The following is a 16,933-nucleotide window of genomic DNA, read 5'->3' as shown; positions in this document are numbered from 1 at the left end:
GAGGCACCGTACAGGTCATTCCGCACATTACAAACGAAATCAAGAGCCGTTTCTACCGCGGAAAAGAAGTAGACGAGGAGCGTATTGCCATCATTGAGGTCGGCGGAACCGTCGGCGATATCGAAAGTCAGCCGTTCCTGGAGGCGATCCGCCAGTTCCAGCATGACGTCGGACACGAGAACGCCATTCTGATCCACGTTACCCTGATTCCATATCTGAAAGCCTCCGGTGAGATGAAAACAAAACCGACGCAGGCGAGCGTAAAAGAGCTGCAGGGAATCGGTATCCAGCCGGATGTCATCGTATGTCGGTCCGAGCATCCGCTGACCACCGAGATCAAAGACAAAATTGCTCTGTTCTGCAACGTTCCGTCAAGCCATGTTCTGCAGAACCTGGACGTGGAGTATCTGTATGAAGCTCCGCTTGCCATGGAGAAAGAGAACCTGGCGCAGGTTGTCTGCGAGAGCCTTCACCTTCCATGCCCGGAACCGGATCTGTCCGACTGGACCCACATGGTAGAAGCACTCCGCCATCCGAACAAAGAGGTGACGATTGCCCTCGTCGGAAAGTATACCCAGCTGCATGATGCATACCTGAGCGTTGTCGAGGCATTAAAACACGGCGGAATTGCAAGCCATGCAAACGTACACCTGAAATGGGTGGATTCCGAGCTGGTAACCGAGGAGAACGTGGCAGAGTATCTGAGCGATGTGGACGGTGTTCTGGTACCGGGCGGATTCGGAAACCGCGGTATCGAAGGCATGATCACAGCGATTCGATATGCAAGAGAGAACAAGATACCGTTCCTCGGCCTCTGCCTCGGCATGCAGCTGACGATTGTTGAATATGCAAGAAACGTTCTCGGTTACCACGACGCACACAGCATTGAGATGAACCCGAACACCATGCACCCGGTGATCGCACTGATGCCGGATCAGGATGGAATCGAGGATATCGGCGGTACGTTACGTCTCGGCGCATATCCATGCGTCCTGGCAGACGGATCGAAAGCACAGGAGCTGTACGGTGAGAAAGAGATTTCCGAGCGTCACCGCCACCGCTATGAAGTAAACAACGATTTCCGGAAAGCACTGACCGAAAACGGCATGGTTCTCTCCGGTGTTTCTCCGGACGGAAGAATCGTTGAGATGGTAGAGCTTTCAGATCATCCGTTCTACATCGCAACACAGGCACATCCGGAGTTCAAATCCCGTCCGAACCGTCCGCATCCGCTGTTCCGCGGCCTGATCGCAGCAGCAGCCGAGTACCATGCGGCAAAGTAATCGGTGGATGATATAGAAAATTAGGTAAAATGCAGTAATAACCTAAGAAAGTTAAGAAAAAATATAAAAAATTATATAAAAATTAAATTTGCTCTTTACAGGACGAAAAAAATAGAGTATAGTAAGGGCAATCCAGAAAGAACGGCGGGGAACGAAAGATTCCCCTCCATTCTTTTCCGGAAAGACAAAGGATAACCGAAAATAAGGAAAGTAAAGGAAGGGAAGCCGTATGACACAGAGCAAAGAGCGTGTCATGGGAAAAGAAGGGCTGTACCGTTCTTCCTTTGAACACGACAACTGCGGTATCGGAGCCGTCGTGAATATCAAAGGTGAAAAATCCCATGCGACCGTAGAAAACGCATTAAAAATCGTAGAAAATCTTGAACATAGAGCCGGCAAAGACGCCGAGGGTAAAACAGGAGACGGAGTAGGAATCTTGTTGCAGATATCGCACAAATTCTTTTCCAAAGCCTGTTCGACCCTCGGTTTTTCATTAGGCGGAGAACGGGAATACGGCGTCGGCGTATTCTTCTTCCCGCAGAATGAGCTGAAACGGAACCAGGCCAAAAAGATGTTTGAGATCATCGTGGAAAAAGAGGGACTGGAACTTCTTGGATGGAGAACCGTGCCGACCGTTCCGGAAGTCCTCGGCCATAAGGCAAGAGAGTGTATGCCTTACATCATGCAGGCATTCATCAAAAAACCGGAGGATGTGGAAAAGGGAATCGCTTTCGACCGCCGTCTGTACGTCGTACGCCGTGTTTTCGAACAGAGCAACGACAACACTTACGTGCCATCCCTTTCCAGCCGTACTATCGTATACAAGGGTATGTTCCTGGTAGGGCAGCTCCGCACCTTCTTCCGCGATCTGCAGGATGTCGATTATGAATCCGCAATCGCCATGGTACATTCCCGGTTCAGCACGAACACGAACCCGAGCTGGGAGAGAGCCCATCCGAACCGTTTCATCGTACACAACGGCGAGATTAACACCATCCGCGGAAACGCTGACAAGATGCTGGCCCGCGAGGAGACGATGTCCTCCCCGATGCTGCAGGATGAACTGCACAAGGTTCTGCCGGTTGTCAATACCCAGGGTTCTGACTCCGCAATGCTCGACAACACACTGGAATTCCTGACCATGAGCGGCATGGATCTTCCGCTGGCTGTCATGATCACAATCCCGGAGCCGTGGGCAAACAACGATACGATTTCCCAGGAGAAACGTGATTTCTATCAGTATTACGCAACAATGATGGAGCCGTGGGACGGACCGGCATCGATCCTGTTCTCCGACGGAGATGTGATGGGAGCAGTGCTCGACCGCAACGGTCTTCGTCCTTCCCGTTACTACATCACCAACGACGGATTCCTGATCCTCTCCTCTGAGGTCGGTGTTCTGGAAGTTCCGGAAGAGAAGATTGTCTTAAAAGAACGTCTCCATCCGGGCAAGATGCTTCTCGTCAACACCGTACAGGGAAAAGTCTTAAACGATGAGGAAGTCAAAGAATACTACGCCATGAAACAGCCGTACGGCGAATGGCTCGACAGCTATCTGGTACAGTTAAAGGATATCAAGATCCCGAATCTGCCGGTAGAAGAGTATACAAAAGAAGAGCGGATGCGTTTACAGAAAGCGTTCGGCTACACCTACGAGGAGTACCGTTCCACCATCGGAAAGATGGCATTAAACGGTGTCGAGGCAACCGCTTCGATGGGTATTGATACCCCGCTTGCCGTTCTCTCCCATGAGCATCAGCCGCTGTTCAACTATTTCAAACAGCTCTTCGCACAGGTAACAAACCCGCCGATCGACTGCATCCGTGAGGAGATCGTAACCTCCACAAGTGTTTACGTCGGACGTGACGGAAACCTGCTGGAAGAGGAGCCGAAGAACTGCCAGGTATTAAAAATCAACAATCCGATCCTGACCAATACCGATATGCTGAAGATCAAAAACATGAAGGTCGAAGGCTTCAAGGCAGTGACTGTTCCGATTACCTACTACAAGAGCGCACCGCTTGACCGTGCGATGGACCGCCTGTTCGTCGAAGTCGACCGTGCACACCGGGCAGGAGCAAATATCCTGATCCTCTCCGACCGCGGTGTCGATGAAAACCATGTGGCAATCCCGTCCCTTTTAGCTGTATCCGCTGTTCATCAGCATCTGGTAAAAACGAAAAAGAGAACTTCTCTTGCGATCATTCTGGAGTCCGGCGAGCCGCGTGAGGTACATCATTTCGCAACACTGCTCGGCTACGGTGCCTGCGCAATCAACCCGTATCTGGCACTCGATACGATCCATGAGCTGATTGAAGAGGGCATGATCAAGAAAGATTACTACGCAGCCGTTGAAGATTACAACCACGCCGTTATTTCCGGCATTGTCAAAATCGCAGCGAAGATGGGTATCTCCACGATCCAGTCGTATCAGGGTTCCCAGATCTTCGAGGCTATCGGTATCTCCGAGGATGTCATCGACAAATACTTCACCGGTACGGTCAGCCGTGTCGGCGGTATTACCCTGGAAGACATTGCAAAAGATGTGGATGAGCGTCATTCCCAGGCATTCGATCCGCTGGAGCTGTCTAACGATCTGACACTGGACAGCATCGGACGCCACAAAGCAAGAAGCCAGGGCGAGGAGCACCGCTACAATCCGCGCACCATTCATACGCTGCAGGAGTCCACAAGACGCGGCGATTACAAGATGTTCAAAGAGTACACCGCTATGGTCGACAGCGAGGAGAGCGGTTATCTGCGTAGCCTGATGGACTTCGATTATCCGGAGCAGGGCGTTCCGCTCGAAGAAGTTGAGAGCGTAGATTCTATCGTAAAACGATTCAAAACAGGTGCGATGTCCTACGGTTCCATTTCCCAGGAGGCACATGAGACACTGGCGATCGCCATGAACCGTCTGCATGGAAAATCCAACACTGGTGAGGGCGGTGAGAGCGATGACCGTCTCGAATCCCCGGAGAGATGCTCCGCGATCAAACAGGTAGCATCGGGACGTTTCGGCGTTACCAGCAAATACCTTGTCAGTGCAAAAGAGATCCAGATCAAGATGGCACAGGGCGCAAAACCAGGCGAGGGCGGCCATTTACCGGCTGGAAAGGTTTACCCGTGGATTGCAAAAACACGTCATTCCACACCGGGTGTATCCCTGATTTCCCCGCCGCCGCATCACGACATCTACTCCATCGAGGACCTTGCGCAGCTGATTTATGACCTGAAAAACTCGAATGTGAATGCAAGAATCTCGGTCAAACTGGTATCCGAAGCCGGTGTTGGTACTGTCGCAGCCGGTGTTGCAAAAGCCGGAGCACAGGTCATCCTGATTTCCGGATATGATGGAGGAACGGGAGCAGCACCGAGAAGTTCGATCCACAATGCAGGACTTCCGTGGGAGTTAGGCCTTGCCGAGACCCATCAGACGCTGATCAAAAACGGCCTCCGCAACCGTGTTATGATCGAGACCGATGGTAAACTGATGAGCGGCCGTGACGTTGTGATTGCAGCACTCCTTGGAGCAGAGGAATTCGGTTTTGCTACGGCACCGCTTGTAACGATGGGATGCGTTATGATGCGTGTCTGCAACCTCGATACCTGCCCGATGGGTATTGCAACCCAGAACCCGGAACTGCGCAAACGTTTCCGCGGCAAACCGGAGTACGTCATCAACTTCATGCGCTTCATCGCAGAAGAGATGCGGGAATACATGGCAAAACTTGGCTTCCGCACCGTTGACGAGATGGTCGGCCGTTCCGACCTCTTAAAGAGAAATGATAAAGTGACGAACGAGCACGCAGACCGCGTAGACTTAAGCCAGATCCTGAACAATCCGTTTGCAAAAGCAGGCGAGAAGGTAACGTTCGATCCGAAAGATGTTTACGACTTCAAACTTGGCGCAACCCTGGATGAGAAGGTACTTTTAAAGAAATTCGGTCCGGCAATGGATAAGAAAGAGAAGAAGACCGTCAAAGTCGAGATCACCAACACCGATCGTACCGTGGGAACGATTCTTGGTGCCGAGATCACCAGAAAATTCGGCACCTCTCTGGAGCCGGATACGTACACCGTACAGTGCAAGGGTGCCGGCGGACAGAGCTTCGGAGCCTTTATTCCAAAAGGACTGACCCTGGAACTTGAGGGCGATTCGAACGATTACTTCGGAAAAGGCCTTTCCGGCGGAAAACTGGTTGTCTACCCGCCGAAGGCAAGAAAGTATAAACCGGAAGAAAACATCATCGTCGGAAACGTTGCCCTCTACGGCGCAACGAGCGGTGAGGCGTACATCAACGGTATCGCAGGAGAGCGTTTCTGTGTCAGAAACTCCGGTGCTTACGCCGTTGTCGAGGGTGTCGGTGAGCATGGATGCGAGTATATGACCGGCGGCCGCGTCGTTGTCCTCGGCGCAACCGGAAAGAACTTCGCAGCCGGCATGAGCGGCGGTATCGCTTATGTCCTGGACGAAAAGAGCAACCTGTACCGCAATCTGAACAAGGAAATGATTTCAATTGAACCGGTAGAAAGCAAATACGATATTGCAGAGCTGAAAAACATGATTGAAAAACACGTCGCACACACCGGCTCTGAAAAAGGTAAAGAAATTCTCACACACTTTGACGAATATCTGCCGAAATTCAAGAAGATCATTCCGAATGACTATAAGCGCATGATGATGCTGAGTGCACAGATGGAAGACAAGGGCCTTAGCAGCGAACAGGCACAGATTGAAGCATTTTACGAAAGCATGCGTAAGTAGGAGGAAGAAGAATTATGGGTAAGCCAACTGGATTTATGGAATATCAGCGCAAGACGGGAAACACCGTTGCCCCGCTTGAGCGTATCAAAAACTTTAAGGAATTTCATCTGCAGCTCCCGAAAAAGGAGCAGCAGATGCAGGCTGCCCGCTGTATGGCATGCGGTGTACCGTTCTGCCAGGCGGGAACCATGATTGCGGGAATGGCCTCCGGCTGTCCGCTGCAGAACCTCGTTCCGGAGTGGAATGACCTTGTGTATCTTGGAAACTATGAGCAGGCATACCGCCGCCTCACCAAGACAAACTGTTTTCCGGAATTTACCTCCCGTGTCTGCCCGGCACTCTGCGAAGCAGCCTGTACATGCAACGTAAACGGAGACCCGGTCTGCACGAAGGAAAATGAACGCGCGATCATCGAAAACGCATGGGCAACCGGCCTGATTACGCCGCATCCGCCGAAAGTGCGCACCGGAAAACGCGTTGCCGTTGTAGGAAGCGGTCCTTCCGGCCTTGCAGCAGCGATGCAGCTCAACCGCCGCGGCCATTCTGTTACGGTCTTTGAACGCCGCGACCGCGTGGGCGGACTTTTACGCTACGGTATTCCGAACATGAAACTCGATAAGAGCGTCATCGACCGCCGTGTGGATCTGATGAAGGCCGAGGGCATCGAGTTTGTGACGAATGCTGATATCGGAAAAGATGTAAAAGCTGACAAACTCTTAAAAGAATATGACCGTGTCCTGCTCTGCTGCGGTGCGGCAAATCCAAGAGATATCAAGGCAGAGGGAAGAGATGCAAAGGGCATCTACTTTGCTGTAGATTTCCTGACTTCCGTAACGAAGAGTCTTCTGGATTCCAATTTTGAGGATCATGCCTACATCGATGCCAAGGGCAAACACGTTGTTGTCATCGGAGGCGGCGACACCGGTAATGACTGTGTCGGAACTTCCATCCGTCTCGGTGCCAAATCTGTGACACAGCTTGAGATGATGCCGAAAGCACCGGATCAGCGTGCCGAGAACAATCCGTGGCCGGAGTGGCCGAAGATCTGCAAGACGGATTACGGCCAGGAAGAGGCAATCGCCGTATTCGGCCATGATCCGCGGATTTACCAGACAACCGTAACGGAATTTATCAAAAACAAAAAAGGTGAAGTCTGCCAGATCAAGACCGTAAAACTGACACCGAAAAAAGATGAGAAATCCGGCCGCATGATGATGGTTCCGGTTGAGGGAACCGAAGAGATTCTCCCGGCAGATCTCGTTCTTATTGCAGCAGGCTTTTTAGGATCCCAGAAATATGTGACCGATGCATTTAAAGTGGAAGTCAACCAGCGCACCAACGTGAAGACAGATGACGGAAAATACCAGACAACAAAAGAAAATGTCTTCACCGCAGGCGATATGCACCGCGGCCAGTCCCTGGTCGTATGGGCGATCCGCGAGGGACGCGAGGCAGCAAAGGCAGTCGATGAATCCCTGATGGGATACACGAATCTCTAAGTTTTTCTTGACAAAACACGCGAAAAACTGCTATAATATGCCCAAAACAAGGGTGTTTTTACGCAAAGGGTCTTTTTGCCCTGCCGCGTGAAAGCACCCTTTTCGTTTAGAATCGTCTTTGATAAAGGAGAGAATCGATATGGCAAAGTATACGAAGGAAGCGATCCTTCAGATGGCGGAGGAAGAAGATGTTGAATTTATCCGCCTGCAGTTTACCGATATGTTTGGAACGATGAAAAATATGGCCATCACCGCCGGACAGCTGGAAAAAGCCCTGAATAATCAGTGTGTTTTCGATGGCTCTTCGTTTGAAGGATTTGTCACCATCGAGGAAGCAGACATGTTTCTGCACCCGGATCTCGACACCTTTGCAATACTTCCGTGGCGTCCGCAGCAAGGAAAGGTTGCAAGATTGATCTGTGATGTGTATGATAGAGAGGGGAATCTTTATGCAAAGAGTTCCCGAACCATCCTTCAGAAGGTAATTTCCGAAGCGAAAGCGATGGGCTATGAGTTTGAAATCTCACCGGAGTGTGAATTTTTCCTGTTCCACACCGATGAGGACGGCGGAGCAACGAGTGTAACGCACGACAAAGGCGGTTATCTGGATCTGGGACCGCTGGACCTGGGAGAAAACGCGCGGCGCGATATGGTGCTGACCCTCGAAGAAATGGGAATCGACGTTGAGTCTTCCTTCCACGAGGTAGCGGCAGGCCAGCACGAACTGGATTTCTGTCCGGCTGCAGCACTTCGGACGGCAGATCAGCTGATGACTGCCAAATTTGCTATCCGTACAATTGCAAAACGTCATGGCCTTCACGCAACCTTTATGCCAAAACCAAAAACCGGAGTTCACGGATCGGGTCTTCATCTTTCCTTCTCCCTGTTTCAGGAGGGAAAAGATGTGTTTGCCGACAAATCCGATGAATACGGGCTCAGCAAAGAGGCATATTACTTTATGGGCGGACTGATAAAACACATCAGCGGAATCGCAGCGATTACCAATCCGCTTGTAAACTCCTACAAACGTCTGACACCGGGATACGGTGCACCGATCTACGTGGCATGGTCTGCAAAGAACAGAAGCCCGCTGATCCGCATTCCGCTGACGGGAGACGGCATCATGGCCATTGAGCTTCGATGCCCGGATTCGGCAGCCAATCCGTACCTGGCACTTGCTGTCTGCATGGCAGCAGGACTTGACGGTATCAAACAGAAAATCGTTCCGCCGTCCCCGGTGGACCGCAATATTTCCGATCTGACAGAAGAAGAACGAAACGCGATGCAGATCACCCTTCTCCCGGGAAGCCTTGGAGAAGCGGTCGCAGAGTTAAAGAAAGACGATTTTCTGTGTCAGGTACTCGGCCAGGAATTTGTGGATGGATATATCAATGCCAAAGAAGAAGAGTGGCATGAGTATCTCCGCCAGGTATCTGACTGGGAGACAGAGAAATATCTGTACCGTATTTAGACGACGAAGGGGCCTGAAAATGCATGAGCAGCATAGTGATAGTACTTCCCAAAATAGAAGATGGAAAGCGCATCCGGGATATTCTGGCAAAAAGAGGATATGAAATCGATGCTGTCTGTTCGACAGCAGCAGCGGCGCTCGGAGAGATGAACAGCTTAAACGGCGGTATCGTCATCTGCGGCTACAAGCTCCCGGATATGTTCTTTACGGATCTGAATGAGTGTATGCCGTCCGGCTTCCAGATGCTTCTGATTGCATCAAGCCGCGCCTTAAGTGCGGTGGAGGGAACCGGAATCATGGCGGTTACGATGCCGCTTTCCGTGTACGAGCTGGTCAATACACTGGAGATGATGCTGCAGAGTGCGGCACGGCGCAGAAAGAAAGAGCGGGCAAAGCCCAAGGTGCGCAGCGCCGAGGAACAGCACATCATCGATCGTGCAAAAAGCCTTCTGATCGAACGAAATCACATGACCGAGTCGGAGGCCCATCGCTACATGCAGAAATGCAGCATGGACAGCGGCACCAATCTGGTCGAAACGGCACAGATGGTGCTGACGCTTTTGACAGAGTAAGAAAAAGTGAAAAGGAGCGACATAATAATGTTCAAAATCAATGACAATTATCTGAAATTGCCGGGAAGCTATCTGTTTTCCACCATTGCAAAAAAAGTTGCAGCTTACACCGAGGCAAATCCGGACGCGAAAATCATCCGTCTTGGAATCGGCGACGTAACCCAGCCGATCGCACCGGCGATCATTGAAAAGCTGCACGGAGCAGTGGATGAGATGGGACACGCAGAGACCTTCCACGGATATGCACCAGATCTTGGATATGCTTTCCTTCGCGATACCATCGCAAAAAATGATTATCAGGACAGAGGATGCGATATCTCCTCTGATGAAATTTTTGTATCAGACGGCGCAAAATGCGACTGCAGCAACATTCAGGAGATCTTCAGCCTGGACAACAAGATCGCTGTATGCGACCCGGTTTATCCGGTTTATGTAGACTCCAATGTAATGGCAGGTCGTGCCGGTGACTACGACGCAGCAACTGAGCGTTTCACGAATGTGATTTACATGCCGTGTACCGCAGAAAACAACTTCACCCCGGATCTCCCGAAAGAGACCCCGGATCTGATTTATCTGTGCTTCCCGAACAACCCGACCGGCGCTATGGTTTCCAAAGACGAGCTGCAGAAATGGGTTGATTATGCAAACAAAGTAGGAGCCATCATCCTGTATGATGCTGCATACGAGGCATATATCTCAGAAAAAGACATTCCGCATTCCATCTATGAGTGCGAGGGTGCAAGAACATGCGCCATCGAGATGCGTAGCTTCTCCAAGAACGCAGGCTTTACCGGTATGCGTCTTGGATTCACCGTTATCCCGAAAGATATCAAATCCGGCGATGTGACCCTGCACAGCCTGTGGGCACGCCGTCACGGAACGAAATACAACGGAGCTCCGTACATCATCCAGAGAGCCGGCGAGGCTGTTTACTCTCCGGAAGGAAAAGCACAGTTAAAAGAGCAGGTTGCTTACTACATGAAGAATGCAAAAGTCATCTACGACGGATTAAAGGGCGCGGGCTACACCGTATCCGGCGGCGTCAACGCTCCGTATATCTGGCTGAAAACACCGGGAAATATGACTTCCTGGGAGTTCTTTGATCACCTGCTGGCAGACGCAAACGTAGTCGGAACACCGGGATCAGGCTTTGGCCCGAGCGGAGAAGGCTACTTCCGTCTGACTGCGTTCGGTACGTATGAGAATACGGTAGAGGCAGTGGAGAGAATTAAGAAGCTGTAAATTGTGTGTGAAATATCGACAAAACAGAATTTTTGCGCAATTTTATAAACACGCGAAAAAATAATTTTGTATAGATAAAATTCACGAAAAATGCATTAGAATTTATACAAAATCAGTAAAAATTAGGTGTTTACAAATGCAAAACTGCTGTGCTATAATGCACAGTATGAAAAAGGCAGTGAAGGAAACTCCGTATGCGGAATCTGACAGGAAGCCGATGTCACCGACTGAGAGCATCAGCATGGAGGAAACATACAATGGGGAACATTCCGGAGCCGGTCCGCTGAACACGAAATCAGAACAGGAAATCAAGTAGGCAGATCCGTGATACGCGTTAAGTATAAATGAGTGGGCGTTTTCCCCCGGAAAACCGGAGAGAAAAACGCAATGCGGGTGGTACCGCGGGAACATAAAATATCCCGTCCCGGAACAGTAGTTAAAAACACTGTTCCGGGACTTTTTTATTTGAAAAAGCATTCCGGGACAGGCGAGAAAGAGAGGAGAACAAGACATGGAATTTATGACAGGCGTAAAGAAAAAAGAAGACATCTCCGTAAAAACTCTGCTGGAGATACCGGAAGGCACAGAAGTAAAACTTGAAGGAGCCGTACACATCATCCGTGACATGGGCGAGGTTGCCTTTGTCATCTTAAGAAAGAGCGAGGGGCTCGTTCAGTGTGTGTACGAAGAAGGAAGCGTTGACTTCCCGCTGAAAGATCTGAAAGAGGAATCGGCAGTTGCCGTAACCGGAACGGTCAAAAAAGAGGGCCGCGCACCGGGCGGTGTCGAAGTCAGACTGCAGACCATCACCGTTCTCTCTGAGCCGATCGAGCCAATGCCGCTCGCAGTCAACAAATGGAAAATGAACACCTCCCTTGAAGCGATGCTGAACATGCGGCCGATCGCTCTTCGAAACGTCAGAGAGCGTGCAAAATTCCGCATCCAGGAAGGCGTGGTACGGGCGTTCCGTGATTTCCTTCATTCCCAGGGATTCACCGAAATCCACACACCGAAGATCGGCGCGAAAGGCGCTGAGGGCGGCGCAAACATCTTCAAGCTGGAATACTTCCACCGCCCGGCTGTCCTGGCGCAGAGCCCGCAGTTCTACAAACAGATGCTCGTTGGCGTATTTGACCGTGTCTTTGAAGTCGGACCGGTCTTTCGTGCAGAGAAACACAACACGAAACGTCATCTGAACGAGTACACCAGCCTCGACTTTGAGATGGGCTACATCGAGGATTACACCGACATCATGGCAATGGAAACCGGATTTTTACAGTACATGGTGGAGCTCCTCAAAAAGGATTACGCAAAAGAGCTGGAGATTCTGAAAGTTACGCTTCCAAAGACAGATGAAATCCCAACTGTACCGTTTACGAAAGCAAAAGAGCTGGTAGCCGAGAAATATAACAGGAAGATCCGCAACCCGTTCGACCTTGAGCCGGAGGAGGAGCTTCTGATCGGCCAGTATTTCAAGGAGGAGTACGATGCAGACTTTGTATTCGTCACCGAATATCCGTCGAAAAAGAGACCGTTCTATGCGATGGACGATCCGGAGGATAAAAGATACACGAAGAGCTTCGACCTGCTGTTCCACGGTCTGGAGATCACAACCGGAGGCCAGCGTATCCACGATTACAAGATGCTCTCTGAAAAGATCGCAGCCCGCGGCATGACAGAAGAGGGCATGGAGCAGTACTTGAGTGCTTTCAAACACGGTATGCCGCCGCACGGAGGTCTTGGTATCGGCCTGGAGCGTCTGACCATGAAACTGATCGGCGAGGACAACGTCCGCGAGACAACGCTGTTCCCGCGTGATCTTACAAGACTGGAGCCGTAAGCGGATCCTGCCGGAAAATAAAAAAGGAGAACGAGTGAAATGGCAAATGTGATTTCAGATGAAACGATGGAATATGTCGGCATCCTGGCCAAGCTGGAATTAAAGGATGAGGAAAAAGAATCCGCACGGCAGGATATGCAGAAGATGCTGGATTATGTAGATAAATTAAACGAGCTCGACACCAGCAAGGTCGAGCCGATGACCCACATTTTCGAAATGGGAAATGTGTTCCGCGAGGATGAAGTAACCAATGGCGATGACCGCGATGCAATGCTTGCCAACGCACCGGAAGTCAAAGAGGGCCAGTACAAGGTTCCGAAAACGGTAGAATAGCAGGAGGAGATTCGATATGGAAATCAAAGATATGACAGCAGTACAGCTTTCTGCCGCAATCAAAGAAGGAAAGATCACTGTAGCGGACGCTGTAGAAGCGTCTCTTGCGGCAGTCAAAGCATCGGAAGAATCAATTCACGCATTCCTTCTTGTGGATGAAGAGGGTGCAAGAGCACGCGCGGCAGAAGTACAGAAGAAAATTGACGCAGGAGAGCTCACCGGTCCGCTGGCCGGCGTTCCGATTGCGGTCAAGGACAACATCTGTACGAAAGGTCTTGCGACGACGTGTGCGTCAAAGATCCTGCAGAACTTCGTTCCGACGTACGATGCGGAGGTTATTACACGGCTCGAGGAGGCGGGAGCCGTTATCATCGGAAAGACAAACATGGATGAGTTTGCGATGGGAAGTACGACAGAGACTTCCGCGTACGGCGTGACGAAAAATCCATGGAACACCGAACACGTTCCAGGCGGTTCCTCCGGCGGTTCCTGCGCAGCCGTTGCAGCAGGAGAAGTACCGATGGCACTTGGCTCCGATACCGGCGGATCGATCCGTCAGCCGAGTTCCTTCTGCGGCGTAACCGGCATGAAACCGACGTACGGCACCGTTTCCCGTTACGGACTGATCGCTTATGGTTCCTCCCTCGACCAGATCGGACCGGTCGCAAAGGATGTGACAGACTGTGCAGCACTGCTGCAGACGGTCGCTTCGTATGATGCAAAAGATGCGACATCGATGAAACGCGATGATTACGATTTCATGAGCGCTTTAAAAGAAGATGTCTCCGATCTGAAAATCGGTATTCCGAACAGCTACTTCGGCGAAGGCCTGGATCCGCAGGTGAAGGAATCCATTTTAAAAGCTGCCGATGTCCTGAAGGCACGCGGAGCAGAAGTAGAGTATTTCGATCTCGACCTCATTGATTATGCCATTCCGGCTTATTACGTTATTGCATCCGCTGAGGCAAGCTCCAACCTGGAACGCTTCGACGGCGTGAAATACGGCTTCCGTGCCAAAGAGTACGAAGGACTCCACGATATGTATAAGAAGAGCCGTTCCGAGGGCTTCGGTCCGGAGGTGAAACGACGGATTATGCTGGGAAGCTTCGTCTTAAGCTCCGGTTACTATGATGCGTATTATCTGAAAGCACTGCGCACGAAAGCCCTGATTAAACAGGAATTTGACCGCGCATTTGAAAAATACGATATGATTTTAAGCCCGGCAGCACCATCGACCGCACCGCGTCTCGGGGAATCGCTTTCCGATCCGCTGCAGATGTATCTGGGCGATATTTACACCGTATCCGTCAACCTCGCCGGCCTTCCGGGCATCACCGTTCCGTGCGGTATGGATGACAAGGGGCTTCCGATCGGCATGCAGCTTATCGGAGACTGTTTCTCAGAGAAAAAACTGTTCCGTGCAGCGTACACCTATGAGCAGGCACGCGGTGCATTCGGGCAGCCAGAAAAATGGTAAGGAGGAAGCAAAACAATGTCAAAACAGTATGAAACCGTCATCGGACTTGAAGTACATGTGGAGCTTGCGACGAGGACAAAAATTTTCTGCGGCTGCTCTACCGCATTCGGCGGTGCGCCGAACACCCACACCTGCCCGGTCTGCACCGGTATGCCGGGATCCCTTCCGGTATTAAATAAGAAGGTTGTCGATTACGCCCTGCGCGTCGGACTTGCTGCAAACTGCAAAATCAACCAGCTCTGCAAATTCGACCGGAAGAACTATTTCTATCCGGACAACCCGCAGAACTATCAGATTTCCCAGCTGTATCTGCCGATCTGCCACGATGGATATGTCGAGATTGACACCGCAGCGGGAAAGAAGAAAATCGGCATTCATGAGATCCACATGGAGGAGGATGCCGGAAAGCTGATCCACGATGAGTGGGAGGATTGCTCGCTCGTCGATTACAACCGAAGCGGCGTTCCGCTGATCGAGATTGTATCCGAGCCGGATATGCGCTCTGCGGAAGAGGTTATCGCTTATCTGGAAAAACTGCGTATGATGATTCAGTATCTCGGCGCATCCGACTGCAAACTGCAGGAGGGCTCGATGCGTGCCGATGTCAACCTTTCGGTCCGTGAGGTCGGAAGTGAGAAATTCGGAACACGTACCGAGATGAAGAACCTGAACTCCTTTAAGGCTATCGGAAGAGCGATCGAGGGAGAGCGTGCAAGACAGATCGAGCTGATCGAGGAAGGAAAAGCTGTTGTCCAGGAGACCCGCCGCTGGGACGACAACAAAGAGTATTCCTACGCGATGCGTTCGAAAGAGGATGCGAAGGATTACCGCTACTTCCCGGACCCGGATCTGCCGCCGGTGCATATTTCCGACGAGTGGATCGACCGCATTGTGAAATCCATGCCGGAATTTCAGCCGGAAAAACAGGCACGCTACGTGGAGCAGTACGGACTGCCGCAGTACGATGCGGGCATTCTGACCGGTTCCAAGAAGCTGTCCGATCTCTTTGAGGAGACGACGGCGCTCTGCGGCAAACCGAAAAAAGTGGCAAACTGGCTGATGGGCGAGACCTTACGTCTCTTAAAGGAGAACGGCCAGGAGCCGGAGGATCTGCAGTTTTCACCAAAGCATCTGGCATCCCTGATCGAACTGGCAGAAGCCGGATCGGTCAACAACCAGGTGGCAAAAGAGGTATTTGAGCAGATCTTTGCAGAGGATGTCGATCCGGAAGCATACGTCGAGGAGCACGGACTGAAAACCGTAAACGACACCGGCCTTCTGGAAGAAACCGCGAGAAAAGTTCTGGAAAACAACCCTGGCCCGGTAGAGCAGTACAAATCCGGAAAGACAAAAGTCCTCGGATTTCTGGTCGGCCAGGTCATGAAAGAAATGAAAGGCAAAGCCAACCCGGCAGCAGCAGGAGAGCTGCTGCAGAAGCTGCTGTCTGAATAAAGAAAACAAAATTGCACGAATGGAGGCCTGGAAATGGTCTCCATTTTTCTGCCTGAAAAATCAAAGAAAATGCATAATCTGCCTCCTTTTGGGAAATTCTTTATAAAGAAACCGGAAGAGATAAAAAGACGATACAAAATCCGGAAAAAGGAGGTTTCTTTACATGAAAGGACTGGATTACACCGCACTCACCGTTGCAATCATCGGAGCCGTCAACTGGGGCTTGATCGGATTCTTTCGCCTCGACCTCGTCGCCCTGATCTTCGGAAACATGACGTGGCTGAGCCGCATCATCTACGCGGTTGTCGGCATCTGCGGCCTCTACCTGATCTCCGTCTACGGAAGAATTTCCGACCACGTACTGGGACAGGCGTAAGAACAGGAACTCTCTCATATACGCAGAGAAAGGCGGTATGAGAGGGTTTTCTTTTGCTGTTTTAGGAAGGACAAAACAAATATTGCGGCCCTCTGTATGGTTTTGAGCAGGGATATGGATCAGAAAAAGAAAAAATACCGGATGCTTCTGATGCAGCTTTCTTGTGCCGTTCTTCTGGCGAGTGATGCCGCAGCGTGGGAGTACTTTTTATTTGCCACGGCAGAAAATAAAATATATCATATGATAAATCGTCAGAAAAGAAAGAGGATCAGATATGCATTCTCTTTCTTTTTTTGATGCCCTGATTTTCCATATTTGAAGTGAAACTATTCACAGTATGGAGAAAAAGGAAACGGAGGAAAGAAATATGTGACCGATATGAAGGTTTTTGTTAAGCAGGAAAGAAAGGAGCATTCCTGTAATTCATTAAAAGCGCCAATTGAATAAAAAAGAACCTCAAGGTATGATTGAGTTGCATCTTGGCGGATGTAAACAAAACAATCAAGCACTGGAGGTTCCAAATGAATTATACACAGAATGAAAAGATTGAGCAAGTAACAGATTCAACAATGGTTGTCGGAGTTGATATCGGAAGCCAGATACATTATGCAAGAGCTTTT

At 50.7% G+C, this 16,933-nt stretch carries 12 protein-coding genes; all 12 read left to right on the top strand.

Features of this window, described 5'->3' with window-relative positions:
- Positions 1-1,283 (top strand): CTP synthase (locus ACY2VW_RS12290; protein ID WP_461878268.1); only part of this gene is annotated, 1,283 nt, incomplete at its 5' end.
- Between the two features lie 229 nt (positions 1,284-1,512).
- Positions 1,513-6,051 carry a glutamate synthase large subunit gene (gene gltB, locus ACY2VW_RS12285; protein WP_461878267.1) on the top strand — a complete coding sequence of 1,513 codons (4,539 nt, stop codon included), beginning with the start codon at positions 1,513-1,515 and terminating at the stop codon, positions 6,049-6,051.
- Positions 6,052-6,065: 14 nt separating this feature from the next.
- Positions 6,066-7,550 carry a glutamate synthase subunit beta gene (locus ACY2VW_RS12280; RefSeq protein WP_461878266.1) on the top strand — a complete coding sequence of 495 codons (1,485 nt, stop codon included), beginning with the start codon at positions 6,066-6,068 and terminating at the stop codon, positions 7,548-7,550.
- A 139-nt stretch (positions 7,551-7,689) separates the two neighbouring features.
- A complete protein-coding gene (gene glnA / locus ACY2VW_RS12275; protein WP_461878265.1) occupies positions 7,690-9,021 on the top strand; it encodes a type I glutamate--ammonia ligase in 1,332 nt (443 codons plus the stop codon).
- A gap of 23 nt (positions 9,022-9,044) precedes the next feature.
- A complete protein-coding gene (locus ACY2VW_RS12270; protein ID WP_461878264.1) occupies positions 9,045-9,593 on the top strand; it encodes an ANTAR domain-containing response regulator in 549 nt (182 codons plus the stop codon).
- Between the two features lie 27 nt (positions 9,594-9,620).
- Positions 9,621-10,835 carry an LL-diaminopimelate aminotransferase gene (locus ACY2VW_RS12265; protein ID WP_461878263.1) on the top strand — a complete coding sequence of 405 codons (1,215 nt, stop codon included), beginning with the start codon at positions 9,621-9,623 and terminating at the stop codon, positions 10,833-10,835.
- A 166-nt stretch (positions 10,836-11,001) separates the two neighbouring features.
- A complete protein-coding gene (locus ACY2VW_RS12260; protein WP_461878262.1) occupies positions 11,002-11,151 on the top strand; it encodes a hypothetical protein in 150 nt (49 codons plus the stop codon).
- Between the two features lie 195 nt (positions 11,152-11,346).
- On the top strand, positions 11,347-12,675 hold the full coding sequence (aspS, locus tag ACY2VW_RS12255; RefSeq protein WP_461878261.1) for an aspartate--tRNA(Asn) ligase: 1,329 nt from the start codon (positions 11,347-11,349) through the stop codon (positions 12,673-12,675).
- Between the two features lie 39 nt (positions 12,676-12,714).
- A complete protein-coding gene (gene gatC, locus ACY2VW_RS12250; RefSeq protein ID WP_022462350.1) occupies positions 12,715-13,008 on the top strand; it encodes an Asp-tRNA(Asn)/Glu-tRNA(Gln) amidotransferase subunit GatC in 294 nt (97 codons plus the stop codon).
- A 16-nt stretch (positions 13,009-13,024) separates the two neighbouring features.
- Positions 13,025-14,485: an Asp-tRNA(Asn)/Glu-tRNA(Gln) amidotransferase subunit GatA gene (gene gatA, locus ACY2VW_RS12245; protein ID WP_441141058.1), complete on the top strand. Its 1,461-nt coding sequence runs from the start codon at positions 13,025-13,027 to the stop codon at positions 14,483-14,485.
- 15 nt (positions 14,486-14,500) lie between these two features.
- Positions 14,501-15,937, top strand: coding sequence for an Asp-tRNA(Asn)/Glu-tRNA(Gln) amidotransferase subunit GatB (gatB, locus tag ACY2VW_RS12240; protein ID WP_055217758.1), 1,437 nt, complete (start codon positions 14,501-14,503; stop codon positions 15,935-15,937).
- Positions 15,938-16,100: 163 nt separating this feature from the next.
- Positions 16,101-16,313 carry a DUF378 domain-containing protein gene (locus tag ACY2VW_RS12235; RefSeq protein ID WP_055228257.1) on the top strand — a complete coding sequence of 71 codons (213 nt, stop codon included), beginning with the start codon at positions 16,101-16,103 and terminating at the stop codon, positions 16,311-16,313.
- Positions 16,314-16,933 lie beyond the last annotated feature (620 nt).

The sequence above is a fragment of the Fusicatenibacter sp. genome (assembly GCF_977045365.1).
Note: the sequence above shows the minus strand (reverse complement) of the source record. Positions and strands in the feature narration are given on the sequence as shown.